Below are 12728 nucleotides of genomic sequence, written 5' to 3' on the forward strand. Positions count from 1 at the left end.
CGGAATGATGGAACCGCCATGACGCCATAAGACGCCAAGGGTCACACCGCGCCCGGGCAGGGTTGGGATGGCGCGGTGTCGACCTCGATGGGTCGGCTGGACAGGAGGTCGTCCAGCAGGGTGCGCAGCGCCACGGATTGGCTGGCGGCGCGGGTATACAGCGCGGTCGCTTGAATCACCGGCAGATCGAGGTCGGGGAGCAGGCGTACCAGCGTTCCTCGTTCCAGGTCACGCAACGCAAGGAACTCGGGTACGAAAGCGATGCCCAGACCAGCCCTCGCGGCATCCCGCGTGACGATCATGTTGCCGGTGCTCATGCGCCAGGGGACGCGCACGGTCTCCCCGCCGACTTTCCAATGAACGAGCTCGGGCCGCGTGACGACGGCGCCATGCTGCGCGAGGTCGGCGGGCCTCCGGGGCACGCCGTGCTGCTCCAGCCAGCTCGGCGAGGCGACGATGACCATGGTGATGTCGGCCAGCTTGTGGCTGATCAGCTCGCTGTCCTCGATCGCCCCCATGCGGACGGCCAGGTCGTAGCCGCCGTTGACCAGGTTGACGCGCCCGTCATGGAGATGCAGGTCGATGCGAACCGCCGGATAACGCCTCATGAACGAGAGCAGGCGGGGCGCGATCGCCGCCTGGCCATAGGCGACGGGCGCGGTGATACGCAGCAGCCCCGAGGGAGCCGCGTGGAGGATCTTGACCTCGGCGGTCGCCTGCTGCGCCTCTCGAACGATGGGCTGGACCTTGTCGAAGAAACGCCTGCCCGTATCCGTCAAGCTGAGCGCGCGCGTGGAGCGGATGAGCAGCGGCGCGCCGAGCCGCTTCTCCAGCAGCGCGAGGTTTCGGCTGATGGTCGCCTTGGGCAGACCGAGCGCCCGGCCGGCCGCGCTGAGGGAGCCTTCCTCGACGATGCGCACGAACATCGACAGACCGGACAGATCATCGGGCTCCCTCAACGTTCCACTCCTCGAACGCGGCCGTTCCATGGCGCCCTCTGGCGCCGTCGCGGGCATCTTCGCATACTCCGGACGTGATCCTAAGCGAGGCGGCGCCGGCGCGGCGTCCGGCTTCGCGGCGATCCGCGCCGATGCGCGGGCCGCCATCGGCGATGCCGGTCTCCCCGGGGATCCTGAAGGCGCAGCGCGCGCCATCGGCCACGCCGTGGCGCCACAGCCGCACGTGCGGCCCATCGGCGGCGGTCGACGGGTGGAAGGGCGGATGGGCGGACGGGCGGACGGGCGGACGTAGACCAATTTCTCGACGATCTTGACGCCTACAACCGCACCTCGGACCAGGTGCGGCTGTAGTATCCTATCATAGAGGTGCCTCGCGGCCCCCGGCGCATGGCCATCTGGGGGGAAGATCGATCAGGAGACAGCATGATCTACGTGTTCAGAGAGGTCGCCGTGAACCGGGATCCCGCCTCGACCCATCCGAAGCTCAGCAGAGGCGAAATCTGGAGAGGCCTCGTCATGAAGGCCGAGAACGCCTTGCCCTTCGTCCCCGGCCTGGCGAAGTGTGATGTCGTCCAGCGCTCGCCCGGGAGCCTTGTTCGGGATATCGTCTTCCGAGGCGAAGAGGCGAGAGAGAAGGTCACCTTCTACCCGGAGGAGAAGGTCGTGTTCGTTCGCCAGTCGGGAAGTATAGACGGCTTCATCGTCAACGAGATCCTCGGCGAAGACGGCGACCTGCGCCTGCGGTTCAGCTTCGCGCTGCAGCTCCTGGACGCGCCGTCCGGCAGCGCCAGGGAGCGGGAGTTCCGTGAGGTGGTTGAGCGGGAGTACGTGAAGGCGGTGGACGCCACGCTGGACGCCATCCGGAAGATGGTGTCGAGCGAGCACCAGTCCGCGCGGTAGGGAGCAGCAGGCAGCCGTCCCTGCAGCCGCTGGCGCGGCTGCAGGGACAAAGTCGCCAGCGCCGTTCTCGTCAGCCTCGATGTCGGCCCACTCGGCTGGACCGGCGCGCGTGCCCCTGGCCGCGCCGATCGGGTCGCGCCAGGCAGCGAATCTTCGTCACGCGAGGGATACTCTATGAGCTTCGAACAGTCGTCTATCAGAGCTGTGGTCATGAAGGCGCCCGGTCGGATCAGCCCCGCCGCCAACGCGCCATCCCTCGAGAGTCTGGTCTCCACTGCGCGCGAGCTCGTCCCCGGTCTCCGCGAGCGAGCCCAGCAAACGGAGATCGAGCGCCGCGTCTCGGAGGAAACGAACCAGCTCTTCCATCGCGCCGGCTTCTTTCGGCTGATGCAGCCGGCTCGCTACGGCGGCTACGAGTACGGCTTCACCGCGCTCCTCGACGTGATCAGCGAGATCGGGCGAGGCTGCACCTCGTCCGCCTGGGCATGCTCGCTCGGGGCGATCCACCAGTGGCTGCTTGGGTTGTTCCCTGCGCAGGCGCAGGACGACGTGTGGAGGGAAAATCCCCGGGCCATCATGTGCGGCTCCTACTCGCCCATCACCGCAGCGCACGCGGTCGATGGCGGGTACCTGATCCAGGGCAACTGGCGCTTCGCGTCCAACGTCGACAACTCACAATGGGCCGTGCTGGGCGTCCAGTTTCCGAGGGAGAACGACGCCACCCCCAACGCTGGCTTCTTGCTCGTGCCCCGCGCCGACTGGTCGATCGAGGACGACTGGCACGTCGCGGGTCAAGCTGGCACCGGGTCCAAGACCGTGGTGCTCAACAAGCCGACCTTCGTCCCGGGTCATCGGAAGCTCACCTTCGCGGAGGCCGCGTCCGGCGCGCCTCCAGGGGGCTCGGTGAACCCCAACCGTATCTACAGCATCTCCTTCCTCTCGGCGATCCCCGTCTGCCTCGTGGCCCCGCTCCTGGGCACCGCCCAAGGCGCCATCGATGCCTTCATCGATCTGTGTGACAGTCGCGTCACGCGCGGCGGCATCGGCGGCGCGGGAGCGCGCCTCTGCCAGTTCGCTCACGTCCAGTCGCGCCTGGCCGACGCCGCGGCCGCCGTCGACGCGGCGAGGCTCGTCCTCGACCGCGACATCACCGAGGTGGAGCTGACAGCAGCCCAGGGGAGGTCCGTGAGCATCGAGAAGCGCATCCGCAATCGGCGAGGCCACGCCTACGCGGCGAAGCTGTCGCACTCCGCCATTGACGCGTTGTTCTCGTGCGTCGGTGGCAGCAGCTTGGAGCTCGGTCAACCGATCCAGCGCATGTGGCGGGACGGCAACGCGATCGCCCAGCACATCACCCTCAACTGGGACGCCGTGTCCACGATGGTCGGCCAGCACATGTTGGGGCTCGAGCCGAAGGGCGCCTACTGAGCAAGGACCGCGAGAGAGCGCCGTTTTCGCCTCGCGCGGCCAGCGTGGGGAGAATTCGGCGCCCACCGCGCGACGCGAGCCACCCGCGCCGCGCGCGCTCCTACAAGCGCTCGATGAGGAAGCTTCGGGTCTTGTTGTCGAAGGTGTGGGGAGCGAGGTTCGCGTCTGCCGTGAAGACGCGCGTCTCCACCGGGAAATACCCGATCCATCCGGCGGAGAGCGTCACCTTCAGGCCCGGGGGGACGCGGACGGAGCTGATCCGCGAGTCCCAATGGGTCCATGGGATGGCGAACAAGAGGGCGCCGCCGACACCGAATAGGAACGAGTCGCCCGAGAAGTTGGCGTTCTCGTAGAAGGTGACCACGTCCAGCTGCGGGTCCGAGGCGCGCGCGACGACGAGGCTCGAGATGGTACTGTCGAAGCCCGCGGCCACGAGATCCGTGTCCGAGGTGAAGACGCGCGCATCCCACTCGAAGTTGTCGCCCAGGAAGGCCGTGACCCGGAGCCCGGCGGGGACCCTGATCGCGCTCGCGCGGTCGCTGCCGATGATCGCCATGTCCGCGAGCCTGTAGCGGCCGATCCCGAAGCCCTGCGAGACGCCGGAGAAGTTCGAGAGATCGTAGAGCACCACCTCGCTGGCGGGATGGACGGTGGGGCCGCCGGCGATCGTCGCGTCGATCCACGCGCGGTGGCGCGCGACGTCGACGCCGATGAGCGTCGCGTTCAAGTTCGTGCCGTCCTGACCGATCGAGCCCGTGTACACCGCGACCTGACGCCCGTTGACGAACCACGGGCCGCCGGAGTCGCCGCTATAGGGCGAGCCCGTCACGCCGATCGCCCTGAGCTCGTTGTCGGAATACCGGCCATCGATGTTGATGCTCGCCTTCTTGAGCGACGGCGCCATCACCAGCGGCGTGCCCTCGCTCCCCCAGCCGTAGATCGTCGCGCTGGCCGGCGCGGCCGGCGCCGCGTTGGCGAGCTGGACGACCGGGCCGCCGGCGTCCTCGGTCAGGTGGAGCAGCGCGATGTCGACGCCGGCCGAGGGCACCTCGACGGCATCGACCGCGATGCGCCGGCCCTCGCGGTACGTGTTGCTGCCGATGCGGATCGCCGACGTCTCGCCCTCGTCCGCAATGCAGTGCTGCGCGGTGAGCACCCAGCGCGGCGCGACGAGCGTGCCGGTGCACTGGTAGAAGTCGCCCGTATTCCCGCGCACGTCGAAGACCTGGACGGCCCAGGGGCTCGCCTCGGCGAGCCCGCCGCTGATGATCTCGGCCGACGCCGACCCGAGCTCCTCGAGCGGCTCGTCCGACACGTCGGCGCCCGAGCAGGCCGTGGAGAGGCCGAGCGCGGCGCCGGCGCAGACCACGAGACCCAGCGTATTACCAAGTTCTTTCTTCTTCATTCTGTCTCCACATCATCTTCTGCTCAGACGATCGTTCGCGCCGACGGAGTCCGCCTCTGCCACGCGGCTGCCAGCGCCATCGAGGTCAAGCAAGCGTTCTCAGCAGGCAGATGGACGGGCGCTGTGATCACGGCATGCCGCCTCGGCGACGGCGTCTCCGAGCAGGCCCATGGGGCACACCGGGTCGACTACGGTGGGGAGACGACCGGAGCGGGAGGGCCAGAGGTGGGCGTATGAAACCCGCCCCGCAACCGCTCAAGGATCACGTCCGTGAGTATGCGGCGTTACCGGGAGCGATGCCATACGGAGATATGGAACGGCGGCGTTCGAGGCGCGGAACAAAGCTCCATCTCGCTGTTCGCATCGAGCTGCATCTTTAGGATGAGCGCGACGACCCAGTCGGCGGCCACGACCCGGCCATCGGCGTGGGCGCGCTCGGCTCGCCGCAGCCTCATCCATGGGCCACGGCGCAGTCCCCCCGCAAACGCCTATGCGTCAGGGCGCTCCGCTCGGTTGGGCCGGCCCCGGTCGGCTCTGGCAGGCTTGCGGAACCACTGAACCGCTGGCCGGGAGGCCGCCTCTCCAAATGGATGGAAACCTGCCAACCCATTGGCAAGACACCACGCGCGCCCACCGGGGTTGCTAGGCTGGCGCCGGACCCGGCGACGCGGAGCGGCTGTCTGGCCGCGACGCGCGGACGTTCGATCCGTGGCTGGAGCGCCACCCGAAGGTCTTCGCCTAGCTACTCACCACGGGCTGCGACGAGCGCGCAGCCGTCGACACGCAAACAGAGGAACAGAACCATGGCCTTCACTCTCCCCGAGCTCCCCTACTCCAGAGACGCACTGGTTCCCCACATCTCGGCCGAGACGCTCGATTTCCACCACGGCAAGCACCACAACGCCTACGTCACGAAGCTGAACGAGCTCGTGGCAGCGGACGCGGCGCTCGCGGGCAAGAGCCTCGAGGATCTCGTCCGCACGACGTCCGGCGCGGTCTTCAACCAGGCAGCTCAGGTGTGGAATCACACGTTCTACTGGCACAGCATGAAGCCGCAGGGCGGCGGTGAGCCTCCCGCCGCGCTCCGTGCGGCGATCGAGGAGGCGTTCGGAAGCGTGTCGTCGTTCAAGGAGAAGTTCAGCGCCGCGGCCGTCGGTCAGTTCGGCTCGGGCTGGGCTTGGCTGGTGAAGAATAGCTCCGGCAAGCTGGAGATCGTGCAGACGGGCAACGCCGGGTCCCCGCTCACGGAGGGCAAGACGCCGCTGCTCACGTGCGACGTGTGGGAGCACGCGTATTACATCGACTACCGCAATGCCCGGCCGAAGTACGTCGAGGCATGGTGGAACCTGGTGAACTGGGACCACGCCGCCTCGAAGCTGTGACCCACGCGCTCCCGTGACGTGGGCGCCATTGTCGTGGCGATGACGCTCACGCCACCCCGAACTTCTCGTCCAGCTTGGTGAGCTGGCTGGTGAAGCCTTCCTTCTGCATCTCGGTGAACTCGGCGCTATGCATGGTGTCGAGCAGCACCACCATCTTCACGCGGTCGCCGAGCTCCGTGAGCTCGACCTCGATGTCGTTCTCGTAGGGCGGCACGCCGGGCAAGAAGTCGATCACATTGCGGAGCACGAGCCGTGTCATGGGCATGACCTCGGCAAAGGTGGAGGTGACGCCGTGCGAGGGTGGCTGGCCGATCTCCGCCATGGCGCGGACCATCTCGGGCGTCGCGGCGATCATCTCGTAGCGCAGGGTGCCGCCCGGCCTCGCGTCGAGCTCCGCCACGGCGGCTCGAAAGTTTCGCGGCCCCCACCAGGACTCGAAGCCCTCTCGCGTGGTCCAGAGGTCCCAGACCTCCTGCAACGTGGCGCGATAGGTGCGCTCGACTCTGACTTTGGATCGGGCCTGGGCTTTGACTGCGCTGTTCATGATCGCTTCCTCGTGGTTGGGCCGTCTTGAATGGCCGGGTTCTTCTGCACTTGCGCGCGCTTCTTCTCGAGCGCGGCACCAAAACGATCGAGACGCTCCTCCCAGAGCTGCCGGTAGCGGCCGAGCCAGTCCTCGAGCTCGCGGAACGGCTCGGGACGAAGGGAGTAGAGGCGCCGCTGCCCGTCGGGTCGCATCGAGACGAAACCTGACTCCGAGAGGATGCGCAGGTGCCGCGACACGCCCGACTGGTGGATGCCGGCCTTCTCCACGACCTCGGCCACCTGCTGCTCGCCAGAAAGGAGAGCCTCGATGATGCGGCGGCGCGTGGGATCAGCCAGGGCCTGGAAGACGTCCAGTTGCATGCCGGTACATATACACGACAGTGCATACGTCGGTCAAGCGCGAACGCGCGCGGGGCTGCACGCGCGGCCGGACCTCGCCGGCCCGCGTGGAGCGCGGCTCAGCGCGGCGCAGCTCCGCGGCGGCTCACCTGTGTGTCAGGCGCGAGCGCTCGCGTAGGGCGTCCCGGTCAGGGCGCGAGGTCTCCCTCGACCCGCGCTTCGCGCGGCGCTCGCAGCATGCGCTTCAGGCGCGCCCGCGCGGTGCGCTCGGCGCGGCGCCGTAGCGGCTTCTGCTCCTCGACGGGCACCGCTCCGTGGCGAGCCGCCGGCGCGATCGGCAGCCCCAGAACGTCCGTTGGCGGGGCGGCGGGCGTTTCGAGCTCCGGCTCGGTCAGCGCAGCGCCGAGCGCGGCGCGGACGCGCACCGGGTCGAGCGTCAGGCACCATGCGACGATGCTCCAGGCGAGCGCGGCATGCCGCGCTTCATCCGTCGCGATGCGCGCGAGCGCCCGCGCGACGGCCGGATCGGCGGCGTGGCGCTGCGCTCGCCGCGCGAGCGAAGCGGCGAAGGTTTCACCGATGCAGCCGTCGGTGAAGCTCAGGTACGCGACGGAGGCGGCGTCGCCCGAGAGCGCGCTGGCCGGCAACGGCAACTTGGCCGGCCCGAGCGATAGCCCCGCATACGTGCTCGCGAGACCGAAAGAGAGGCGCGCGTGTTCGATCTCGTCTTGCGCCGCCTGCTGGCAAGCCGCGAGCAAGTCTGCGGGTGCTCCGAGCGCCAGGAGCTCCAGCGCGAGCGCGGAGAACGTCGCGATCGAGGCGTGCTCGACGAGCGCGGCCTCGAGCCAGAGGGCGGCGAGCTCTTCGCGCTCCCGGGGCGAAAGGTGAGCGACCAGCGCGGGGTCGCTGGTGTCCGCCCAGCCGCTCGCTTCGAGCGCCGCGGCCGTGATGGGGCCCTCTTCGTCTCGCAGCGGCCGGCCGAACGAGGTGAAGAGCCTGCCGCCGCTGTAGATCGGAGCCTTGAGGGTCAAGACCCACGACACTTCGACGCCGTGAGCCGGGAGGCCGTGATCGGCGCCGCTCATCGGGATCGTCACGCGCAGCCCCGTCCCCAGCACGGCGGCCGAGGCGAAGACGCCCGTGTGCAGCGCGAACGTCGACGTGTGGAGATTGCTGCGGGTCAGACCCGCGAGGCCGAGCTCTCCACCGACGACGTTCCCGAGCTGAAACCCGAACGCCAGGCGCGCATAGTCGCCGGCATATGTCTGCGCCTGGAAGAAACCACCGTAACCGATCGAGCCCGGGTCGCCCTTCGGGAAAACCATGCCGCTGATTTCCGTGCCGACCCCCACCGGGCATTCGCCGCTGCCGGCGGACAGCAAGAAGCCGGGGTTGAACGACCCCTCGGACCGCGCCAGGGCCTGCGCCGGCACCAGGAACGCGACCGCACCGGCGATCTCGATCGCGACGAGCTTGATCCTGCGTCTCATGTTCGTTGAACCTACCAGAACGAGAGCCAGGGGGAGTTTGTCACGAGCTTGATCGAAGCATCACGCGGCACGAAACCGTCGCATCCCCCACCGGAGAGCTCGAACCGCTTTCGTTCGGCGTCGAGCTTCACCTCGACATCTTCCACCGGCTGAACGGCGGCGAGGAGCCTGCCCCTCGAGAGCTCGTGGAAGGTCTCGGCACGACGTTGCGGGTGCTGCCAGCAATCACCGGCAGCAACCAGAACGTTCAAAACGTACGAACCCCTGACCCGCCGACAAGAACCCACAGCGCCAGCGGGCTCACTCGTTTGAGCAATGTTATCCACACCACGCCGACAGGTATCCACGAGTCGCTCAAGACGTCATGCGAAGGATGTTCGACCAAACCCGTCCGGCGTATACTGCGCGTTTCGGAGGTTTCGTTCCCATGTCCAACCCTTCTCGATCCCAGATGAACGGCACCTTCACACTGCACAGCGCCGTTCTCCTCTCCCTCGCTCTGACCGATCATCCGTGCAACTCCACAGGCCCTGGCTCCGGCTCGTCCGGCACCGGCGGCTCCACAAGCCCGAGCGCCAGCGCATCCGGCGCCGGAGGCTCCACGAGCGCGAGCTCCGCCGCGTCCGGCGCCGGCGGCTCCACGAGCTCGGGCTCCAGCGCGTCCGGCGCCGGCGGCTCCACGAGCTCGAGCTCCGTTGGCTCCGGCACCGGCGCTGGGGGCGCATCGGGCAACGCGCCGAACCACATCGCCGCCGGTGGGCAACACACCTGCGCCGTGCTCGCCGACACCACGGTGCGGTGCTGGGGCGCAGGCAACGCGAGCCAGCTCGGCCAGGGACGCTCCGGAGACTCGAGCGTTGCGCTCGCCGTTCCGGGCGTCACTGGCGTCGTCCAGATCGGGCTCGGGTACGAGTTCACGTGCGTACGCACGAACGCGGCCGCCGCGAGCTGCTGGGGGGCGAATCCGAACGGCGCGCTCGGCAACGGCGGGACGGACATCGAGCTGTCGCCGGCGCCGGTCGCTGTCGCCGGCGTCGAGCGCCTCGGCGACTTCGCGCTCGGCCACTGGCACAACTGCGTGATACACGGCGGCGGCACGCTCTCCTGCTCGGGCGACAACTCCAGCGGGCAGCTCGGGCTCGGCGATGTCGATACCGATGATCACCCAACGCCCACCGCGCTCCCGATCAACGGCGTCGAGCGGCTCGCGTTCGGCTATTTTCATACCTGCGCGGCGAGCGGCGACGGCTCGGTGCGTTGCTGGGGCTCCAACGGCTGGGGCGAAGTCGGCAACGGAACGTTCAGCAGCGAGCCGGTGCCGACACCAACGCTCGTCGGCGGGATCGACCATCCGCTGCAGCTCGCGGCCGGCCAGCAATTCTCATGTGCCCTGCTCCAGAGCCGTGGCGTCGCGTGCTGGGGCGACAATCGGAACGGTCAGCTCGGCGACGGCGGCACCGCCTTCCACACGACGCCCACGACGATCGAGGGCCTCACGGACGTCGTGCAGATCGCGGCGGGACGCAAGCACACGTGTGCGGTAAAGTCCGACGGAACCCTCTGGTGCTGGGGTCGCAACGATGTTGGGCAGCTCGGCGACGGAACGCAAACGGAGCGGCACGTGCCGACCCAGATCACGAGCCTCGAGGGCGTCGTCGAGGTCGCGCTCGGCGATCTGCACACGTGCGCGCTCGGCGACACCGGTGCGATCCGCTGCTTCGGCTCGAACTCGAACGGGCAGCTCGGCGACGGGACGACGACGGATCGAAGCAGCCCGACCGACGTGGTGTGGCCGTAGCTGCGGGAGCGCGTCCGTCCGGGGGCTCGTCCTACAACGCAACCTGGCCCGGCGGAACGCCCGGTTGCACGGTCGCGAACATGCCATCGGACTTCGCCGCCATGAACGGGTCAGCGCGGAGATCTTTGAGGATCGCCTTCACCTTCTCCGGGGCGAGCGACGGCTCCCTCGAATAAATGTCCACGCCCGGGGCCGTGCCCACGTTGGATCGCCCGAAGTAGGTGACGGCCCAGTCGTACGCCTCGCCCACGGCAACGACGTACCAAGGGCTGCGGATGAGGCCAAGGATGCCCGCGCCACGCCACACGAAGTGCGCGGCGTGCTGGGCGTCCTGCGTATCGATGCCCTCGAGCACCGCCGGTCGATACTGCCCTCCGAAGAGCGGTCGGGCCTCGAACGACAGCCTATCGCTCATGCAGAATCCCGGCCCAGGACATCGAGAGTAGGTAACCGTGGGGTGGATGCGGTTCTTCCAGAACCCATAGTTGGTCGCGACGATGTGCCACGTGCCAAGAAATCGCTCCGCATCGAAGTTTGCAGCCATGGAGGGGATCTGTGTCATGAGAGGTCATCCGAGCAAGACTGGATGCTGTTGAACCTGTGCCGGAATTCAGCCAGCGAGAACGCCGGCCGGACGCTCGATAGCTCGCTGGAGATGAAGTCCCACATGCGGCTCAGTGACATCAGGCTGTAGCCGCAGCGCTTCCAGGCGTAGACGATGAGAAGAAAGAGGTTGCGAGGGCTGGAGATCAGCTCGACCATCACATGGGGCACCGAGAGCAGAAGGACACCGACCGCTCTACGGAGCGTCAGGGATCGCACCCACAGCCGCATCGGCTGCATCCTCCCGTCCAGGCTGAGCGGCGCGGGGACGCACGGCTCGAGCATGTGGGTGAGGTATTGGAGCACCGAGCAGGCGAGGACCTGCAGCCAGGGATTCCTGTAGAGCTCGGCGCCTGCGCCGTTGAAGGGGGCGACCACGAAAACCCCGCCCGAGAACAACAGCCCGTGCGCGACGACGAGCGGCACGACAATGTGGCCCTCCAGCCTGCTCGCGCGGGCGATCGCGATGTGCATGCCAAGCATCACGGATGCGAGCACAGCCGCCCCCGTCAAGGACAGCCCGGAATAGGCGCACATCATCGCGACAGGAATGCCAACGAAATGGGAGAGCTTGTTGATCCAGCTCCGATGAAACAGCTCAAAAACATAGAATTGATAGGGAGCATCAAGGATCGCGCGCTGCGAGTCAGGTACGACAAAAACAGCGCGTACCAAGGTAAAAGCAGCACGACGCACACGACAAAGATCGAATGGACCCAGCATCATGGAGTTTCCCCAATCGGCCATGGACGGCTCACCAGCGTCATTTGGGCCGCACGCGTCGCTTCTCACCACGAGCCCACGGAAGCATCATCGAACGGCTCGTCCATTTCATGTTCGAGGTGAACGAGGCGCCGTCATGAGCCTTCATTCCACCTCGGCGCGGAGCCGATCGATGAGGAGCGCCCGGTCCGCTGCCTTGCCCGTGCCCGCGAACGCGACCCGCACACGCCCGTCCCTGCCGATCAGGATCACGTTGCTCGCGTCCTGCCTGAGCTCGAGCTTCTTGCGGAAAGATCCATCCCAATCACAGTAGATGGGCATTCCCCTCGCAGCCGATTGCTCACGGACCTTGTCCTTCACGATCCCTTTGACAGGCCAATAATTGTACTCGCTCACGTCTGCGATGGCCGCGACGCGCATCATCGACCGGTACGACGCCTGCTTCGACAGCCTCGCGAGCTCTTCTTTGAGCGCCTGGTTCTGCTCCGATGAGCTCCGGCTCTCATAGAAAAGGATCGTCACTCTCCCTTTCCAGGAGCTACTCTCGATAGATCGGCCGTCGACATCTTCGACGCGCGCGTCCGGCACCGCCTCACCGTCCCTAGGGAAAGCATGAGCTCCAGGTACGAACGAGCAGAGCGCGAACAGAACCATAGAAACAAAGAGCCCATTGACGTAACCCTTCATCGAAGTTCACCCGTCTAAGACGCTGCAAAGCGAAGCGCAGCGAAGCCAACCCATAGTGGTGCCATAACAAGAGCGCCTCTCAACGTCAGGCAGGCAGACAGGGGGCGCGCATCGCGTCATTACGCCTCATCACCCTACTTCAGTAGGGCTCCTCGGCACTCCGGGCGCTGCCCCCTCACCTGCCTGGCGAGGTCCAGTCTTGTTCGGCGCTCCAAGCAACCGCTTGATGACCCAATGATAGCGACCTCATGGGTGTCATGCAACGAATTCGTGTCATTGATCCGCAATCTCCACAATGAGTGTACAATATAATATATTGTTGGTATCGCCAGCGTGGCACACGCCACGCATGGTGAGGTGAGCGCATGCCGATTTGCAGCCTCGCGAAGCCGCCTGACGGTGATTGACCGACCGCTTCGTGAGCAACCCGGGCGGGCAAGCCTGGGACGGCGCCTCGCGGGGCGGTTT

The 12728-nt window shown here is 67.2% G+C and carries 13 protein-coding genes; 4 read left to right on the forward strand and 9 right to left on the reverse strand.

Annotation, left to right across the window (positions count from 1 at the left end):
• Positions 1-41 precede the first annotated feature (41 nt).
• Positions 42-959, reverse strand: coding sequence for a LysR family transcriptional regulator (locus tag WME79_RS23335; protein WP_437539099.1), 918 nt, complete (start codon positions 957-959; stop codon positions 42-44).
• A gap of 423 nt (positions 960-1382) precedes the next feature.
• Between WME79_RS23335 and WME79_RS23340 the strand changes: the two genes are divergently transcribed.
• On the forward strand, positions 1383-1859 hold the full coding sequence (locus WME79_RS23340) for an SRPBCC family protein (protein WP_437539101.1): 477 nt from the start codon (positions 1383-1385) through the stop codon (positions 1857-1859).
• A 174-nt stretch (positions 1860-2033) separates the two neighbouring features.
• Positions 2034-3287, forward strand: a complete 1254-nt coding sequence (locus WME79_RS23345; protein ID WP_437539103.1) for an acyl-CoA dehydrogenase family protein — start codon at positions 2034-2036, stop codon at positions 3285-3287.
• A 100-nt stretch (positions 3288-3387) separates the two neighbouring features.
• On the opposite strand, the gene WME79_RS23350 is transcribed toward WME79_RS23345, so the two are convergent.
• Positions 3388-4692, reverse strand: a complete 1305-nt coding sequence (locus WME79_RS23350; RefSeq protein ID WP_437539105.1) for a S1 family peptidase — start codon at positions 4690-4692, stop codon at positions 3388-3390.
• Between the two features lie 803 nt (positions 4693-5495).
• Here WME79_RS23350 and WME79_RS23355 point away from each other — a divergent pair.
• Complete coding sequence (locus WME79_RS23355) at positions 5496-6074, forward strand: superoxide dismutase (RefSeq protein WP_437539107.1); 579 nt, start codon at positions 5496-5498, stop codon at positions 6072-6074.
• Between the two features lie 46 nt (positions 6075-6120).
• Here WME79_RS23355 and WME79_RS23360 read toward each other — a convergent pair whose 3' ends face one another.
• The 4 genes from WME79_RS23360 to WME79_RS23375 all read right to left on the reverse strand — a co-directional run bounded on the left by WME79_RS23360 (position 6121) and on the right by WME79_RS23375 (position 9181).
• On the reverse strand, positions 6121-6618 hold the full coding sequence (locus tag WME79_RS23360; RefSeq protein WP_437539109.1) for an SRPBCC family protein: 498 nt from the start codon (positions 6616-6618) through the stop codon (positions 6121-6123).
• On the reverse strand, positions 6615-6980 hold the full coding sequence (locus WME79_RS23365) for an ArsR/SmtB family transcription factor (protein WP_437539111.1): 366 nt from the start codon (positions 6978-6980) through the stop codon (positions 6615-6617). The genes WME79_RS23360 and WME79_RS23365 overlap by 4 nt, the downstream gene beginning before the upstream one ends.
• 167 nt (positions 6981-7147) lie before the next feature.
• Positions 7148-8449 (reverse strand): ferritin-like domain-containing protein, encoded by a 1302-nt coding sequence (locus tag WME79_RS23370; RefSeq protein WP_437539113.1) that lies wholly within the window; start codon positions 8447-8449, stop codon positions 7148-7150.
• A gap of 507 nt (positions 8450-8956) precedes the next feature.
• On the reverse strand, positions 8957-9181 hold the full coding sequence (locus WME79_RS23375) for a hypothetical protein (RefSeq protein WP_437540146.1): 225 nt from the start codon (positions 9179-9181) through the stop codon (positions 8957-8959).
• A gap of 13 nt (positions 9182-9194) precedes the next feature.
• Between WME79_RS23375 and WME79_RS23380 the strand changes: the two genes are divergently transcribed.
• Complete coding sequence (locus WME79_RS23380) at positions 9195-10247, forward strand: RCC1 domain-containing protein (RefSeq protein ID WP_437539921.1); 1053 nt, start codon at positions 9195-9197, stop codon at positions 10245-10247.
• Between the two features lie 31 nt (positions 10248-10278).
• Here the strand turns inward: WME79_RS23380 and WME79_RS23385 are convergent, their stop codons facing one another.
• From WME79_RS23385 to WME79_RS23395, 3 genes are all read right to left on the reverse strand, one after another.
• On the reverse strand, positions 10279-10791 hold the full coding sequence (locus tag WME79_RS23385) for a hypothetical protein (protein WP_437539115.1): 513 nt from the start codon (positions 10789-10791) through the stop codon (positions 10279-10281).
• Positions 10792-10805: 14 nt separating this feature from the next.
• The gene (locus WME79_RS23390) at positions 10806-11597 is read right to left on the reverse strand and encodes a hypothetical protein (protein WP_437539117.1); all 792 of its coding nucleotides are present in this window, start codon (positions 11595-11597) and stop codon (positions 10806-10808) included.
• Between the two features lie 120 nt (positions 11598-11717).
• Entirely contained in the window at positions 11718-12095 is a 378-nt protein-coding gene (locus tag WME79_RS23395) for a hypothetical protein (RefSeq protein ID WP_437539119.1), read from the reverse strand.
• Positions 12096-12728 lie beyond the last annotated feature (633 nt).

The organism is Sorangium sp. So ce726, from assembly GCF_051521405.1.
GTDB lineage: Bacteria > Myxococcota_A > Polyangia > Polyangiales > Polyangiaceae > Sorangium.